Annotated in this window: 15 protein-coding genes and 2 tRNA genes; 15 read left to right on the top strand and 2 right to left on the bottom strand. The window is 41.9% G+C overall.

The genetic code is table 11. The features are described 5' to 3' along the window. The first annotated feature begins 58 nt into the window (after positions 1–58). From AC1DIV_RS22320 to AC1DIV_RS22265, 12 genes are all read left to right on the top strand, one after another. Entirely contained in the window at positions 59–697 is a 639-nt protein-coding gene (locus tag AC1DIV_RS22320; protein WP_034316323.1) for a 50S ribosomal protein L25/general stress protein Ctc, read from the top strand. A gap of 264 nt (positions 698–961) precedes the next feature. Beyond that, positions 962–1,522 (top strand): aminoacyl-tRNA hydrolase, encoded by a 561-nt coding sequence (gene pth, locus AC1DIV_RS22315; protein WP_048690016.1) that lies wholly within the window; start codon positions 962–964, stop codon positions 1,520–1,522. A gap of 105 nt (positions 1,523–1,627) precedes the next feature. Beyond that, positions 1,628–1,858, top strand: a complete 231-nt coding sequence (locus AC1DIV_RS22310; protein WP_034316319.1) for an anti-sigma-F factor Fin family protein — start codon at positions 1,628–1,630, stop codon at positions 1,856–1,858. 155 nt (positions 1,859–2,013) lie between these two features. Then, the gene (mfd, locus tag AC1DIV_RS22305; protein ID WP_340878264.1) at positions 2,014–5,550 is read left to right on the top strand and encodes a transcription-repair coupling factor; all 3,537 of its coding nucleotides are present in this window, start codon (positions 2,014–2,016) and stop codon (positions 5,548–5,550) included. A 187-nt stretch (positions 5,551–5,737) separates the two neighbouring features. Next, positions 5,738–6,274 carry a stage V sporulation protein T gene (gene spoVT / locus AC1DIV_RS22300; protein ID WP_034316314.1) on the top strand — a complete coding sequence of 179 codons (537 nt, stop codon included), beginning with the start codon at positions 5,738–5,740 and terminating at the stop codon, positions 6,272–6,274. Positions 6,275–6,496: 222 nt separating this feature from the next. Next, complete coding sequence (locus AC1DIV_RS22295; protein ID WP_340878265.1) at positions 6,497–8,119, top strand: putative polysaccharide biosynthesis protein; 1,623 nt, start codon at positions 6,497–6,499, stop codon at positions 8,117–8,119. Continuing rightward, entirely contained in the window at positions 8,112–9,584 is a 1,473-nt protein-coding gene (yabN, locus tag AC1DIV_RS22290) for a bifunctional methyltransferase/pyrophosphohydrolase YabN (RefSeq protein WP_340878266.1), read from the top strand. The genes AC1DIV_RS22295 and yabN overlap by 8 nt, the downstream gene beginning before the upstream one ends. Positions 9,585–9,607: 23 nt before the next feature. Further along, positions 9,608–9,871: an RNA-binding S4 domain-containing protein gene (locus tag AC1DIV_RS22285; RefSeq protein WP_034316386.1), complete on the top strand. Its 264-nt coding sequence runs from the start codon at positions 9,608–9,610 to the stop codon at positions 9,869–9,871. 76 nt (positions 9,872–9,947) lie between these two features. Continuing rightward, positions 9,948–10,256: a sporulation protein YabP gene (gene yabP, locus AC1DIV_RS22280; RefSeq protein WP_034316308.1), complete on the top strand. Its 309-nt coding sequence runs from the start codon at positions 9,948–9,950 to the stop codon at positions 10,254–10,256. After that, a complete protein-coding gene (gene yabQ, locus AC1DIV_RS22275) occupies positions 10,253–10,885 on the top strand; it encodes a spore cortex biosynthesis protein YabQ (RefSeq protein WP_048690026.1) in 633 nt (210 codons plus the stop codon). Before yabP ends, yabQ begins: the two co-directional genes overlap by 4 nt. 13 nt (positions 10,886–10,898) lie before the next feature. Next, on the top strand, positions 10,899–11,285 hold the full coding sequence (locus AC1DIV_RS22270) for an FtsB family cell division protein (protein ID WP_034316305.1): 387 nt from the start codon (positions 10,899–10,901) through the stop codon (positions 11,283–11,285). Between the two features lie 81 nt (positions 11,286–11,366). Continuing rightward, the gene (locus tag AC1DIV_RS22265; protein ID WP_034316303.1) at positions 11,367–11,822 is read left to right on the top strand and encodes a S1 domain-containing RNA-binding protein; all 456 of its coding nucleotides are present in this window, start codon (positions 11,367–11,369) and stop codon (positions 11,820–11,822) included. A 165-nt stretch (positions 11,823–11,987) separates the two neighbouring features. Here the strand turns inward: AC1DIV_RS22265 and AC1DIV_RS22260 are convergent. Together AC1DIV_RS22260 and AC1DIV_RS22255 are read right to left on the bottom strand one after the other, a co-directional pair. Further along, positions 11,988–12,059, bottom strand: a tRNA-Glu gene (locus AC1DIV_RS22260). Between the two features lie 20 nt (positions 12,060–12,079). Then, a tRNA-Met gene (locus AC1DIV_RS22255) sits at positions 12,080–12,153 on the bottom strand. Positions 12,154–12,480: 327 nt separating this feature from the next. Here AC1DIV_RS22255 and spoIIE point away from each other — a divergent pair. From spoIIE to AC1DIV_RS22240, 3 genes are all read left to right on the top strand, one after another. After that, positions 12,481–14,955: a stage II sporulation protein E gene (spoIIE, locus tag AC1DIV_RS22250; protein WP_477577423.1), complete on the top strand. Its 2,475-nt coding sequence runs from the start codon at positions 12,481–12,483 to the stop codon at positions 14,953–14,955. Positions 14,956–15,146: 191 nt separating this feature from the next. After that, positions 15,147–15,884 (top strand): VWA domain-containing protein, encoded by a 738-nt coding sequence (locus AC1DIV_RS22245; RefSeq protein WP_034316300.1) that lies wholly within the window; start codon positions 15,147–15,149, stop codon positions 15,882–15,884. After that, positions 15,850–16,848, top strand: a complete 999-nt coding sequence (locus tag AC1DIV_RS22240; RefSeq protein ID WP_477577422.1) for a protein kinase domain-containing protein — start codon at positions 15,850–15,852, stop codon at positions 16,846–16,848. The genes AC1DIV_RS22245 and AC1DIV_RS22240 overlap by 35 nt, the downstream gene beginning before the upstream one ends. The last annotated feature ends 91 nt before the right edge of the window (positions 16,849–16,939 follow it).

Genomic DNA, 16,939 nt, shown 5'->3' with positions numbered 1-16,939 from the left:
TAGGGAAATGTTAAATATAGAGAAACTTGTAATTCATATTTAGGAAGGCGGAGGATGTATGAGTAATATATTAGCTGCAAAAGAACGTACGGATTCAAAACACTCTAATTTAAGGAATTTGAGGGAAAGCGGCGAAATCCCTGCGATAGTATATGGCAATAAAAATGACAGTACGGCCATTTCCGTCAATAATATCGAGCTTCAAAAGACAATCAAGGAAATAGGCCGTAATGGAATCATTTCTTTGGACTTGGAAGGTAAGAGTTATAAAGTCATGCTCTCTGACTATCAAAAGGATCCACTAAAAAACTCCATTTATCATGCAGACTTTTTAATTGTGGATATGTCCGCTCAATTACAGGCACAAGTTCGCATTAACCTTGTCGGTGTTTGTAAAGGCGTGAAAGACGGTGGGGTCCTCCAGCAGTCTCTTCATGAAGTGACGGTCACGGCTAAACCTAATGACATTCCTGACTCCATCGATGTTGACGTTACCGAACTTCAGGTAGGGGATACAATCTACATATCCGATATCCAAACGAATAAGCAAGTTACAATCGGCCACGATGGTGAAGAAGTTGTTGCATCTGTTTTGGCTCCTCGCCAGGAAGAGGAAATAAGTACGGGCGAACAGCAGGATGGCGGTATCCCTGAAAATGAAGAAGGCAGGGAAACCAAGGCATCACCAGAGTCATGATGCCGGGATTAAACAAGTGAATCATGATATAATAGGCGTAGCTCTTAACGAGTTACGTCTTTTCAATCTCTGGATGCATCCATTTAAATCGGACAGATTTTTTTTCGTAATGGAATCCTTTAATTTGGATTTTACCTAATTAGTTCTCCGGTCGCTTGCAGTCCAGCTTGAAATTAGGGTACTATTTTTCTAAGGTCGATGGATCTTGGAAAAACTTCGTCCCAGTGTAACTCCCTAAATAACCGTAATGACGGAGTGTGAATCATGAAAATTATTGTAGGGTTAGGGAACCCCGGTAAACAATATGAAAAAACCCGACATAACGTCGGATTTGAAGTAATAGATGAGTTATCCAGGAGATGGTCGATCCCTCTTGATCAAGCAAAACATAAGGGGATATATGGTTCAGGAATGGTAAAGGGAGAAAAAGTTTTATTGCTTAAACCTTTAACCTATATGAATTTGTCAGGAGAATCTATTTCGGCTGTCATGCATTTCTTTAAGGTGGATATCGCGGATGTGGTCATAATATATGATGACCTTGATTTGCCTCCAGGAAAGCTTCGCCTTCGTCAAAAAGGAAGTGCAGGCGGTCATAACGGGATAAAATCTTCAATTGCCCATTTGGGTACACAGGAATTCAATCGAATCAGAATAGGCATTGGCCGCCCGATTGGCCGCATTCCGGTATCTGACTATGTATTAGGGCGTTTTTCGCCTGAAGAATGGGATCATGTCGGGGCAACGATCGAAAAAAGCGCAGCTTCATGTGAATCCTGGTTGGAAAAACCATTTATACAGGTCATGAACGAATATAACCAATAAGCAGAGAGTAGATATAAGTAAAGAATAATATCTTCCTGTTTCGCTGAATAAAAACCCTCTACTTTTGTACATACTAACACTATTACAAAAATAGGGGGTTACCAAATGGCTCTCCATTATCGATGCCGACATTGCGGAACTAAGCTGGGCTCAATCGAGGCACACTCACTGAGTACGGAGCAGTTAGGTTTTAATCAACTTACCGATGAAGAGCGACAAGAGATGATCGTTTATGATTCTGAAGGGGATATGCATGTAAGGGCGATATGTGAAGATTGCCATGAATCGCTGCAAAGAAACCCTGATTTATATGAAAACGATTATATTATTCATTAGCGGGAGAGGGCTTTGGACAAAATCCAAAGCATTTTTCCGTTTGTCTGGAATACCAGGGCACATAAAAGTTGCCGTTAATAAAGAGGATCTTGGTGATGGCCAAGTTCAAATACAGCAAATGGTTTTTCGCACGTTAAAGAGAGGGGGGAAAGAAAATGAATGGATTGCAGAACTTGTTCTCCAAACAAGATGATGTTCATTCGTTAATAGCCGGCATCGATGAAGGGCTTAAGGAGCAAATCGTCTCTGGTCTCACAGGTTCCTCGAGATCGCTATTGCTGGCTTCCGTATATGAAAAGACGAATAGGCCTATTTTATTGGTTACCCATAATTTATTGCAAGCACAAAAATTCCATGAGGACTTATCAAGTTTCATTCCCGAGGAAGAATTGTATATATATCCAGCCAATGAATTGATTGCGGCTGATTTGAGTGTTGCAAGCCCGGAATTAAGGGCCCAACGTGTTGAGGCATTGAATTTTTGGGCAGAGGGAAAGAAAGGGATTGTCATTGCCCCGATTCCTGGGGTGCGTCGTGTGCTTCCTCCAAAGGATATTTGGAAGAGGTATCAGCTAGCGTTTAATCTAGGGGAAGACATCGAGCTTGAATCAACGCTTAATAAATTCATTGCCATGGGTTATAACCGGTCTGAAATGGTTGCTTCTCCAGGTGAATTCAGTATCAGGGGCGGTATCATCGATATTTACCCGATCACCGAACCTAATCCAATACGAATTGAATTATTCGATACCGAAATAGATTCAATAAGGACTTTTTCAAGTGAAGACCAGCGATCCATCGAAAAACTCAAGAAAGTGACGATCGGTCCCGTCAGTGAGGCTTTGCTAGAGACGGAGCATATCGAAAGAATCATAACTAGGCTCGAGAGCGGATTAAGTAAAAGCTTGAAGAAACTTAAGGACGAGAAAACCAAGGAACAGCTGGTCCAAACGATCAGTTATGAACTTGAACAGCTGAAAATGGGGAATATACCCGACAAAATCTTTAAATACTTAAGTTTAGCGTATGAAGATCCAGCTAGTTTAATAGATTATTTACCGGTAAATGGTTTGGTTTTATTAGATGAAATCAGTAGAATCCAGGAAATCAATGATTCTTTGGAAAAGGAAGAGGCTGGTTGGTACACGGACCTTTTAAGTCAGGGACAAATTATCCATGACATTAAATTAGCCCATCCCATGCAGGAATTAATAATGAAATCCAGCAGGCCGTTTGTATACCTTTCATTGTTTTTACGGCATGTACCGCATACGAATCCTCAGAATATCCTGAATTTTGCCAGTAAACAAATGCAAAATTTCCATGGACAGATGAATGTGTTCAAAGCTGAACTGGAACGTTGGAAAAAAGGGAAATATACAGTCGTCATACTTGGACAGGATGAAGAACGGGTAAAAAAGCTGCATTCGGTTTTAGCCGACTATGATATAGAGGCAGCAGAACTGTTTAATGCTGACAGCATCCTTCCAGGTAAAGTACAGATTTTACGCGGCAGTCTGAATAGTGGCTTTGAATTGCCTATGCAAAAATTCAGTATCATTACGGAAACGGAATTGTTTAATAAGAAGTCAAAGAAATCGGTACGGAGACAGAAACTATCGAATGCAGAGCGAATCAAGAGTTATTCCGAACTGAAGATCGGTGACTATGTCGTTCATGTTAACCACGGTATCGGTAAATACTTAGGTATTGAAACCCTTACAATAAATGGGGTCCATAAAGATTACCTGAATATTCGTTATCAAGCGGATGACAAATTGTATGTTCCTGTCGACCAAATTGATCTTGTTCAAAAATATGTCGGTTCTGAAGGAAAAGAGCCGAAGCTTTATAAGCTAGGCGGTACGGAATGGAAACGTGTCAAAAGCAAGGTTCAATCATCCGTTGAGAACATTGCCGATGATTTAATCAAGTTATACGCAGAAAGAGAAGCGGCAAAGGGCTATGCCTTTTCACCTGATGGTGATATGCAGAGGGAATTCGAAACATCATTCGCTTATAACGAAACGGAAGATCAATTACGTTCCATAGTCGAAATCAAAAAGGATATGGAACGGGAACGGCCGATGGATCGTTTATTATGCGGCGATGTTGGTTATGGGAAGACAGAGGTGGCGATCCGGGCCGCTTTTAAAGCCATAATGGATGGGAAGCAGGTTGCGTTTCTAGTTCCGACCACAATCCTTGCCCAGCAGCATTATGAAACATTAAGGGAGCGTTTTCAGGATTATCCGATTTCGATTGGCCATATGAGCCGCTTCCGGACTAAAAAGCAGCAAACGGAGACGATAAAAGGATTGAAGGCCGGCACGGTGGATATTGTGGTTGGCACGCATAGGATTTTATCCAAAGATATCGTGTACCGCGATTTGGGATTGCTTATCATTGATGAAGAACAGCGCTTTGGTGTTACACATAAGGAAAAGATCAAACGGTTAAAAACTAATGTGGATGTACTGACTTTGACTGCGACACCGATTCCGAGGACCCTTCATATGTCGATGCTGGGCGTGAGGGATCTGTCCGTCATCGAAACTCCGCCTGAGAACCGGTTTCCGATCCAAACTTATGTCATGGAGTATAATGGCTCATTGGTAACGGAAGCGATAGAACGGGAATTGGCCAGGGGCGGTCAGGTTTATTTCCTTTACAATCGGGTAGAGGATATAGCAAGAAAAGCAGAAGAAATTTCCATGCTTGTGCCCGATGCCCGTGTTACCTATGCTCATGGGCAAATGACAGAGCAAGAACTGGAAGCCGTCATGTTCGGCTTTTTGGAAGGCGAATATGATGTTTTGGTAAGTACAACCATTATAGAGACGGGTGTTGATATCCCGAATGTCAATACGCTTATCGTGAATGAAGCGGATAGAATGGGACTTTCACAGCTCTATCAGCTGCGTGGCCGTGTAGGTCGATCCAATCGGGTGGCATATGCATTCTTCACTTATAGGAAAGATAAAGTGTTGACGGAAGTGGCAGAAAAGCGTCTTCAATCCATTAAGGAATTTACAGAATTGGGTTCAGGGTTCAAAATCGCGATGCGTGATTTATCCATCAGGGGAGCTGGAAACATTCTAGGGGCTCAACAACATGGCTTCATCGATTCGGTTGGTTTTGATCTGTATTCACAAATGCTGAAAGAAGCGGTGGATGCGAAACGTAATGACCAACCAGCTGAAGAGAAGAACACACTGGAAATTGACGTTGAAGTGGATGCTTATATCCCTGATGCCTACATAATGGATGGACATCAGAAAATAGAAATGTATAAAAGGTTCAGAGGTATCGCTTCACTTGAAGAAGTGGAAGAATTACAGGATGAAATGATCGATCGTTTCGGAGAGTATCCAGAAGAAGTTTCCTATTTATTCATGATTGCCGAAATGAAGGTATATGCTGAAAAGGCCGGAATTGAAAGCATTAAACAATTAAAACAGGAAATCAGCATTCTCCTTAGGGAAAAGGTCAGCAGCGATGTGGATGGACAAAAGGTGTTCGAGCTGGGATCGAAGTATGGCCGTATGGTGGGCTTCGGCATGGATGGCAATCGAATGAAGCTGGTCCTGCACATAAAAGGCGTGGAACAAAGCAAATGGCTCAATATCTTATTTGAGATGGCCAAGGGTTTACAGTATGTAAAAAAAGAGACGCAAGCCACTAAAAATTAGAATTGATGATTGTCCTCTTGAAGAAATTTTTTTAGGTACCATGGTAAAAAAATGCAACAAAAAGAAAAATTTTTTCAAAGTGCATAGAACTTACCATTAGAAAAATACTAAGTACAATAGCTGGTGATGATTTTGCTACAAAATGAGGATTTATCAAATCAATTAGATGAAAGTGAGGCAACATTAGATGAAAGCAACTGGTATCGTTCGCCGAATTGATGATTTAGGAAGAGTCGTCATCCCGAAGGAAATTCGCAGGACACTCCGTATTCGTGAAGGAGATCCATTGGAAATATTTGTGGACAGAGATGGTGAAGTCATCCTAAAGAAATACTCTCCAATTAGTGAATTAGGCGATTTTGCAAGGGAATATGCAGAAGCACTATATGATAGCCTTGGAAACCCAGTTATGATTTGTGACAGGGATACTTACATTGCGGTGGCAGGCGGCTCCAAAAAAGAATACTTAAACAAAAGTGTTAGTGACCTAGTGGAAAAGATCATGGAAGAAAGAAATCCTGTTTTGGAGTCTCCGAACGGACAAGTCTCATTCGTTGATTCCAATGATGAAGAGGTCCAATCTTATACTGCAGCTCCGATCATTGCGAGTGGCGACCCGATTGGTGCCGTCTTGATTTTCTCTAAAGACAGCACCATTGGTGAAGTGGAACAGAAATCGGTTGAAACAGCAGCAAGCTTCCTAGCTAGACAAATGGAACAGTAACCTTGGACATGCATTCATATCTTAAAAGATGGAAAGGGCAGCATTCGCGCTGTCCTTTTTGCTCTTTCTAAAAGGTTAACCGGATCGGGGCGGAAATAAAGAGGGGGAGAATATTTTTCGAGGTGAATATGGAAAATGATTTACAGTATTGCTGGGATTGAAAAATAACCATTAGAATTATGCTATAATAACTACCACATATGAGTGAAAAGGGGAAAAAGAATGGCTGAAAAGCCTAATAAAACATCAAATGAACTTTTTCGAGGTGCGCTGATTTTGAGCGCTGCAGCGATTATCGTAAAAGTTTTGAGCGCGGCCTATCGCATACCTTATCAGAACATTGCGGGTGACATCGGGTTTTATATCTATCAACAGGTTTATCCCTTCTACGGTGTTGCTTTTACATTATCGACAATTGGCTTTCCGGTAGTCATATCCAAACTTATTGCAGAACGGGAGTCTTCCAAAAATAACTTTGCAGTCAAGGACATATTGGTGACATCATTCGTCGTCTTAAGTTCGATAAGTGTCATGATGTTTGCTGCACTATTCCTTGGCGCCGATTGGATTGCAGGATGGATGAAGGATCCGCATTTAGCCGGTCTGCTGAGGATCGTTGCCTATTCCTATTTATTAATGCCGATTTCTTCTGTATTAAGAGGCTATTTTCAAGGAATAAACGACATGTTACCGACGGCAAGTTCGCAGGTCGCTGAACAATGCATCCGGGTATTGACGATACTGGTCCTTTCCACAATATTCGTGCATCAGGGCTACTCTGAATATGTTGTCGGCAAGGGGGCGGTCCTCGGTTCGATAACAGGCGGCATTACTGGCTTGGTACTGCTTATTGCTTTCGTTATTTTAAGAGAAGAATGGAAGCTTTTTTTACGAATGAGAATCAAACCGGTGAATTTCATCAAAATTTCCAAAGCCCTGGTTTTCCAAGGGTTGGCCTTTTGCATTACTGGTTTGATCCTTATCTTGTTTCAGTTTGTCGATTCACTGCACCTGTATTCCCTGCTAAGGGAAACGGGGATGGGGGAAAGGGAAGCCAAAGAATGGAAAGGGGTATATGATCGAGGACAGCCTTTGCTTCAGCTAGGTACAGTCGTGGCTAATTCTTTTGCATTGGCGCTAGTACCTGTCATATCCGGATTCGTTCAGAGTAAAAGTCAACTTGAATTATTGAATAAGATCAAATTGGCGCTTCGTGTAAGTGCGACGATCGGGGTCGCTGCTGCGATCGGGCTGGTGGTGACGATGAAGCCTGTCAATCATATGCTGTTCACTGATGTTAAAGGGACGATTACTTTAGCAATATTCTCTTTATCGATTTTATTCACATCCCTCATAATGGCAGAAGCGGCAGTGATTCAAAGTTTAGGTCATTCGTTCGTGCCGGTGATCATCACGATTGTGGGGGTGGGCAGCAAGTGGGCTTTGAACCTTGTTCTGGTGCCCCATTACAAAATCGCGGGAGCAGCCTCGGCAACAGTACTTGCGTATATGATCATGACGGTATTATTTTATGTGGTATTGAGAGTACATATCAAAAAGACATTAATTGAAAAGCGGCATGTGCTAATAATCCTGAAGAGTACGGTTTACATGGGTGCGGCGGTTGTTTTATTCAATTGTTTATTCGAATGGATGTCCTCAGGCGAAAGCCGGTTGTTGGCTACGCTCCAAGCTTTGATCGGTGTAGGGATCGGTGCAGCCGTGTTTGTGATGACCGCCATTCGTGCAGGCTTATTCGGTGAAGAAGAACTTTCACTTATACCTGCAGGTTCAAAGCTTAAACGATTTATAATAACGAATAGGAGTATACGAAATCATGAATGAGATTACGATAATAGGCCTTGGTGCTGGGGATTTAGAGCAGCTTCCACTAGGGATTTATAAAAAATTGGTTCAAACGGAACAATGCTACGTCAGAACGGCTGATCATCCGGTAATCGGGGATTTGAAAAGGGAAGGAATAAATTTCACGGCGTTTGACGGGACATATGAAAAGCACGACCAATTTGAAGACGTATATGAAGAAATTGCCCAAACATTATTAGACGAGGCCTCGAACCGTTCCGTTTTATACGCAGTTCCGGGGCATCCGATGGTTGCGGAAAAAACGGTACAGCTTTTGCTTGAAAAGGGTCCGGCTCTTGGAATAGCCATTAAGCTCGAAGGCGGGCAAAGTTTCCTTGACCCGTTGTTTCAGGCTGTTAGGATCGATCCAATTGAAGGGTTTCAGCTAATGGATGGAACAGATCTTTCACCGGATGATTTACACATTACCCAGCATATGATAATCGGACAGGTGTATGACGCATTCAGTGCATCCGATGTGAAGCTGACTTTGATGGAAAAGCTACCGGATGACTACGAGGTATATATCGTAACTGCGGCAGGCAGCAGTCAGGAAAAAGTGACAAAATGTGCCCTTTTCGAACTCGACCGTCAGATGGAGTTAAGTAACTTGACGAGTGTTTATGTTCCGCCCGTTAAAGATGAAGCTTTACGATATAGGGAGTTTTCTAAGCTGCGGTGGGTCATCGCAGAACTTAGAGGTCCTGACGGATGTCCGTGGGATAAGAAACAAACTCATGAAAGCTTGAAGAAATATCTAATAGAAGAAGCATATGAGCTGATTGATTCCATCGATGAAGGTGACGATGAGGGTATGGTTGGTGAACTTGGGGATGTCCTGCTTCAGGTGATGCTTCATTCACAAATCGGTGAAGATGAGGGCATGTTCACGATAGATGATGTGATTGAAGGCATTACGGCAAAAATGATTCGGCGCCACCCTCATGTATTCGGAGATGTTGAAGTGAACGGTGAGGAAGATGTATTGGTGAACTGGCAAAAAATCAAAGAAGGTGAAAAGGGGGGCGAATCAAAAGCTCTGAAATCCATACTGGATGGTATTGAGAAATCGCTGCCAAACTTACTTCGGGCCGAAGAGTATCAAAAAAGGGCTGCGAAGGTTGGATTTGATTGGGACGAGGTTTCCGAAGCCTGGAAGAAGGTCAGGGAAGAAGTGCAGGAATTGGAAGAGGAAATATTAAGTCCGAACAGGGATGCCGAAAGAATAAAATCAGAGCTGGGCGACCTCTTTTTTGCGCTTGTCAACATTTCACGTTATTATGACATACAAGCGGAAGAAGCCGTCTACAAAGCAAACCAGAAATTCCACCAGCGTTTTACATATATAGAAGAGTGCATTCAAAGGGCAGACAAAAAATTTGAGGATTATACATTGGAAGAATTGGATTCATATTGGGATGAAGCAAAAGCTAAAGGACTTTAATTAAGGGAGAGATTTGAATGTCGATGAGATTGGATAAATTCCTAAAGGTTTCAAGGTTGATCAAGCGCCGCACACTTGCGAAAGAGGTTGCGGATAAAGGGAGAATCACGATTAACGGACAACAGGCCAAAGCAAGTTCTAATGTGAAAGATGGCGATGAGCTGACAGTCAGATTCGGTCAAAAGCTTGTTACGGTACGTGTCGATAAAATTCAAGAAACGACGAAAAAAGAAGCTGCTGCAGATATGTATACCATCGTTAAGGAAGAAAAGCTAGCGGAGGAGTAAGGACAGGCTTGGTTCTAATTCCACTCTTACGGACATACACTTGTACAAAATCAGTGGTACTGTGAGGGATGATAAAATGAGCCAATATATTGATCCGAATGCTGGTTACACAAAGGGAACGACCCAAGAGCATGATGTAACGATGAAAGGCCGCCGTTTACTTGATATTACCGGTGTCAAACAAGTTGAAAGCTTTGATAATGAAGAGTTTCTGCTCGAAACGTCAATGGGATTCTTATCTATCCGGGGCCAAAACTTGCAAATGAAGAATTTGGACGTAGATAAAGGCATCGTTTCCATTAAGGGAAAGATTTTCGACCTTGTTTATTTAGATGAGCAATCAGGGGAGAAAGCTAAAGGATTCTTTGGCAAGTTGTTCAAATGACTTTAACGATCCAATTTTATACGTTGCTTGCAATGATAGGCATGGGCAGTGGCTTTGGAGCTGCCCTGGATACGTATAGCCGGTTCCTGAATCGTTCAGAAAGGAAAAGATGGATTGTATTCATCCATGACTTCCTTTTCTGGATCATTCAGGGTCTCCTTATTTTTTATGTTTTGTTTTTAGTGAATGAGGGAGAGTTTCGCCTCTATTTATTTTTGGCCTTATTATGCGGTTTTTCAGCTTACCAAGCACTTTTCAAAGGATTCTATCAACGTTTTTTGGAGTTTTTGATAATACTTGTGATAAAGTTGGCGAGATTTATAGCAAATTCGGTTCACATGCTGATATTTCTACCGATAAAGTGGGTAATAGTATCCATATTAGCCATCATCATCGGGATAGGTAAGTTCGTTTTGACCTTATTAAAATGGGCGGGGAAAATACTTCTCTTTATTTTGAATATATTCTGGAGACCATTAAAATGGATTCTGACTTATATATGGAATTTATTGCCGGTTTTTGTTACGAAAAACGTCGGGAAGTTTTATAATAAAGGAAAAGGGATTTTATTGAAAATAAAGAATTCTATATTTAGAACGCTAAATGGATGGAAAAATAAAAAGAAATGAGGAGCGATAAAAAATGAGTAGCCTGCGTAAAAGGAAAGTGGCAAAAATAGAAAATCCCTACGTCGCTCAACAAGAGAAAAAAGTACAAACCGTAGAAAAAAAGAAGCGTGGTCTAATGCGTAGATTAACTCTTTACTCAGTTTTCGCCGCTGTCTTTTTGATTTTTGCCGTTTCCACCCTCATAACGCAAAATGTTGCACTGGATGAGAAAGTTCAGCAAAAGCAAGAATTGAAGGGAAAGTTAGCTGAATTGAAAAAAGACGAGACCCTTCTTAAAGAAGAAATCGTAAAGCTTAATGACGACGATTATATAGCAAAAATAGCAAGACGGGATTATTTCTTGTCTGAAAAGGGTGAAATCATTTTTACCCTTCCAAAAGGTAAGGAAGATAGTGACTAATATTGACACTGTTTTTTTACTTTCGTTATAATATAGGGTGAAGAGATTTTTTTAACATTTCTAAGGAGGAACATTTTTTTTATGTCAATCGAAGTAGGCAGCAAGTTACAAGGTAAAGTAACAGGCATAACTAATTTTGGTGCATTTGTAGAGCTACCTCAAGGTTCAACCGGTCTTGTCCATATCAGTGAAGTGGCTGATAACTATGTCAAGGATATCAATGATCATTTAAAAGTGGGCGATACAGTTGAGGTGAAAGTCATCAACGTTAAAGATGGCAAGATTGGCTTGTCCATAAAAAAAGCGATAGACCGTCCTGAAGTTGAGCAAAAACCTGCATACACACCACGTCCGCGCCAAGGTAGAGGGAATGACAGCCGTTCCAAAGACTTCCGCTCGAAAGGTAATGGTTTCCAACCGAAAGAAAACTTTGAGCAAAAAATGGCTAAATTCTTAAAAGATAGCGAAGACCGCTTAACGACCCTAAAACGTAGCACCGAAACGAAACGGGGAGGTCGAGGAGGAAGACGCGGATAAAACTGCTGCTGAAAAATAATAGTTTAGCAACTTTTCCTGTGAAATTATTCATAGTGTAGATAAAGGCAAGCTTGCCGGCTTGTCTTCTTTTATTATCAACGACATAAAAAAAGCGCCTCTGTACACTTACTGATATAAGTGTGCAGAGGCGCTTTTGGTATTTGATGACCCGTACGGGATTCGAACCCGTGTTACCGCCGTGAAAGGGCGGTGTCTTAACCGCTTGACCAACGGGCCGTAAGTTTCATGATAAAAGATAGCGGCAGAGGGGATCGAACCCCCGACCTCACGGGTATGAACCGTACGCTCTAGCCAGCTGAGCTACGCCGCCATGATGGTAAGTGCTACTGAAGCACAAGTTATATCTTACATTCGTGAAGAAAAAATGTCAACAAAAATATTAAAGTTTGTCGGTTTCCATTTCCTGATTATTTATTCGGGTTATTTTCCGCAAAAATAACCTAAAAACTTTGCTTTTCTTCAAAAAAAAAAGAACACCCGTTTCTGTATTGGAAAAAAAGGCACAAAAACCTGTATACAAATGATTATTCAACAAGAATTTCGTCGAACGTTTTTCTTATCCGCTTATAAAATTCTGACAAAAAAATAGACAAGCCCTCTTTATAATAAAAATCACTAATACGAATGGGGTGTTGAAATGGAAAAAGTGGAAAGACCTATGATGGAACCTCTAGGAGATGTTCAGTTAAAAGAAGCGAAGGCAGGGGCCATCAATTGGATCCAACAACTGCAAATGAAGAGTGAAGACATATTCATAAAAAAAGGTATCTCTTTAGCAATCATCGGTTTCTTATTAGGAAGGGCTTTAATTCTTTCGCAGCTGGCACCATTTGGACTTCCGTTTTTCGCAGCCGTTTTTCTCATGAGGCGTGATAGGGCTCCACTGGCATTATTCGGATTGATTGCAGGTGGGCTGACCGTTCACTATTCGAATAGTTTAGTCATCTTTGCATCGGCGTTCCTGCTCCTGTTATTTCATAAGATCAAGAAGCCCGCCGTGGAGGGACAATTCAAGACGATGTCGATGTACGTCTTCGCTTCACTATTCCTGGTCAACCTGGCCGAGCAATATCTGGTATTTCGAACGATTCAGCTGTACGACTTGATGATGGTAGGAGTAGAGGCGGGACTCGCGATGATTTTAACTTTAATCTTCATACAGTCCATCCCGATGCTGACCGTCAGGACAAAGGCCCAAACATTAAAGACGGAGGAAATTGTCAGCATCATCATCTTGCTGGCTTCGGTGATGACCGGAACCATCGGCTGGATGATATACGATTTATCACTCGACCATATATTCTCGCGATACCTGGTCCTCCTCTTCGGGCTGGCGGGAGGGGCCGCCATAGGCTCCACTGTAGGTGTAGTTACTGGATTGATATTCAGCTTGGCAAGTATTGCCAGTCTATATCAGATGAGCCTTCTCGCATTTTCAGGGCTTCTGGGCGGACTATTGAAGGAGGGAAGGAAGATAGGGGTTGCGAGCGGCCTCTTGATTGCCACATTACTGATAGGTTTATATGGTGAGGGCACCAATAATATTATGGTGACCCTTTATGAATCACTTATAGCTGTGGCCCTATTTATATTGACACCGTCATCCATCATCAACAAAATAGCGAAACATATACCGGGAACAGTCGAGAATTCTGATGAACAGCAGCAGTATGCCCGAAAAGTGAGGGATGTCACCGCTCAAAGGGTGGAGCAATTCTCACATGTATTTGAGGCGCTCTCTAATAGCTTTTCCCAAGTGGATGAAAGGGGAAGATTGGAGGAAGATGAGAAAGAATTCGACTACTTCTTAAGTAATGTAACGGAAAAGACGTGCCAGCTTTGTTTTAAAAAGGAACAATGCTGGTCCAAGAACTTTAATACAACCTATGACGGCATGCAGGAAATTATGCTTCAATTAAGTGAAAATAATGGTCAGCTCCCCCAAAAAACTTCGAAAGAATGGGGGAAATATTGCAGTCGCGGGCCTCAGGTGATCGGGGCGATATCACAGGAGCTTACTTATTTTGAAGCTAACCAAAAATTAAAAAGGCAGGTGAAGGAGAGTCGGAAGCTAGTGGCGGATCAACTGCGGGGCGTTTCGGCAGTAATGGATGATTTTGCAAAAGAAATTCAAAGGGAAAGGAAGAATCATCATGTACATGAAGAATCCATTTTGGAAGCCATCCAGGATTTTGGCCTGCACATAGGCCATGTGGAAATATACAGTCTAGAACAAGGAAATGTTGATATAGAGATGAGTGTCCCATACTGCCAGGGCAGAGGGGAATGTGAAAAGTTGATTGCACCTATGCTTTCTGACATTTTAGGTGAAACGATAGTCGTTCATTCAGAAGAGTGTGCAACGTATCCAAGCGGGCAATGTGAGGTGATATTTAGGTCAGCAAAAAAATTCACGGTCGAAACGGGTGTGGCTCATGCTGCCAAGGGGGGAGGGCTTGTATCAGGAGATAGTTTTACGACCATGGAAATTGGCTGCGGCAAATTCGCAATAGCCATTAGTGATGGAATGGGAAATGGGGAAAGGGYCCATTTTGAAAGTACAGAAACATTGAAGCTGCTACAAAAATTTTTACAATCGGGAATAGAAGAAAAAATAGCCATTAAATCCGTAAACTCCGTATTATCTCTACGCACTACCGATGAAATATTTTCGACTCTTGATTTGGCAATGATTGATCTTCAGGACGCAAGGGCTAAGTTTTTAAAAATCTGTTCGATACCGAGTTTCATTAAAAGGGGGGATAGGATAATAAAAATTGAATCAAGTAACCTCCCTATGGGGATCATCCAGGATTTCGATGTTGATGTAGTATCAGAAGAGCTTAAGGCAGGGGATATATTAATCATGATGAGCGATGGAGTGTTCGATGGCCCCTCACATGTTGAAAATATCGAGTTCTGGCTAAAACGAAAAATCAAGGAAATGGAAACTGACGATCCGCAGGAAATCTCTGATTTAATATTGGAAGAGGTCATCCGAACAAAAGGCATCATAGATGATGACATGACAGTGGTGACATCGAAAATTAAGCATAACACACCGAAATGGGCATCCATTCCCGTTTCCCCAAAACGCAAAAAGGCCCAGTAAAGGCCGTTTATATATAAAATAAATAAAACCCAAAATGAGGTGGTGTAAATGGAAGAAGGATAAAAGGTAAAGGGATGAACTCTTTTCAATCATTCCGCTCCATGATATGACTTGATGTAATGTCTATTGCGTATAAATTCCCCTTTTTTAGTCAATTATGGTAACAAATTGATAGGAAGGGAGAGCAAAACATGAAAGCAGGAACATTAAGACAGATTTTGCTTATAACCGACGGATGTTCAAATCATGGTGAGGAGCCGTCTGCCATGGCTGAATTAGCAAGGGAGCAAGGCATAACCATCAATGTCATAGGTGTAATGGAAAATGATGTGATAGATGAAAAGGGACTTAAGGAAATCGAGAAGATTGCTGGTTCAGGAGGTGGCGTAAGTCAAGTAGTCTATTCGCAGCAGTTGTCCCAAACCGTCCAGATGGTGACACAAAAGGCGATGACTCAAACGATACAGGGAGTCATCAATCGTGAACTTCAACAAATACTCGGAGATTCAAAAACGATGGAGGATCTTCCGCCGGATAAACGGGGAGAAGTGATGGAGGTGGTCGATGAGCTTGGGGAAACAAGCAAGCTCGAAGTACTGATTCTTGTTGACACCAGTGCAAGCATGAAACATAAACTGCCTACAGTAAAAGATTCCTTATTAGATCTTTCCCTTAGTATGAATGCAAGGATGGGTGACAGCCGTTTTTCCGTATTCGTATTTCCTGGGAAAAGAAATGACGTTGAAAAGTTGCTGGATTGGACCCCGAACCTCGAAGCCTTGACGGCAACTTTTCCTAAGCTTAGTACAGGGGGACTCACTCCGACAGGTCCAGCCATTCGTGAAGCTTTAACTCATTTCAACAAAAAACGTTCATTGAGGGGATTGTTATCACATGATGATGAACAATACTTTGAGGAATCAATGTAACCTTCTTCCTGGCAGTTTGGTCACTGGAAAATGGAATAAAAACCAGTACAAAATAATTAAGGAATTGGGGTGTGGAGCGAACGGGATCGTTTATTTGGTTGAAAGCGGAAATCGTCATTATGCTTTAAAGCTCAGTGATAATGGGACGTCCATTATTTCGGAGATGAATATCCTAAAATCCTTTTCAAAGGTCCAGGGGTCTACCCTTGGACCTTCCTTTTTGGAAGCGGATGATTTCATAAAAACAGGAAAGCAGCTCCCTTTTTATGTCATGGAATATATCCATGGACACGATTTTTTGCGTTTCATCGATAAGAAAGGGTCGTCATGGATTGGAGTCTTGATGCTTCAGCTTTTAACAAGCTTGTCTGCCTTGCACTCCAATGGCTGGGTGTTCGGTGATTTGAAACCCGAGAACTTGATCGTGACATCACCAGCCTATAAGGTTCGGTGCGTGGATGTTGGCGGAACCACCTTGATCGGGCGGTCTGTTAAAGAATTCACCGAGTTCTTTGACAGGGGGTACTGGGGACTTGGATCAAGAAAGGCCGATCCGCAATATGACTTGTTCGCTGTGGCGATGATTATAATCAATTCTGCCTATCCCGGACGTTTCCAGAAGAAAGGGGAGGGGTATAAACAGCTTAACGACTTGATTAAGCAGAAAAAGGAATTGCATCCATACAGGAAGATGTTGGATAAGGCGCTCCACGGGCAGTATGATTCAGCCGTCCAAATGCGGGAGGATCTGGTCACTGTGCTAAGTAAGCAAAATCATTCGAAGAAAAAGGGCCCGAACCAGACAGCGACGGGTCAGCAGCAAACCGCGCAACCTTCAACAAGACAAGCAAGAAGGTCCCAAAACCAATCAAAAAAGAAAAGCGGCGGTTTTTTTGAAACGTTTTTGCTGGTTGCCATCATATCGATGCTCTATGTTCTTTACATATATGAACAGTTGTTATGATATAGTTATTAGGTGAATGCCATGAAATGGTTGAAACCATTTCATGATTGAATCGTATAAAACTAATGCCTGTCCATAAAGAAGGAAGATT

This window comes from Peribacillus sp. 05N428, assembly GCF_056397085.1.
Note: the sequence above shows the minus strand (reverse complement) of the source record. Positions and strands in the feature narration are given on the sequence as shown.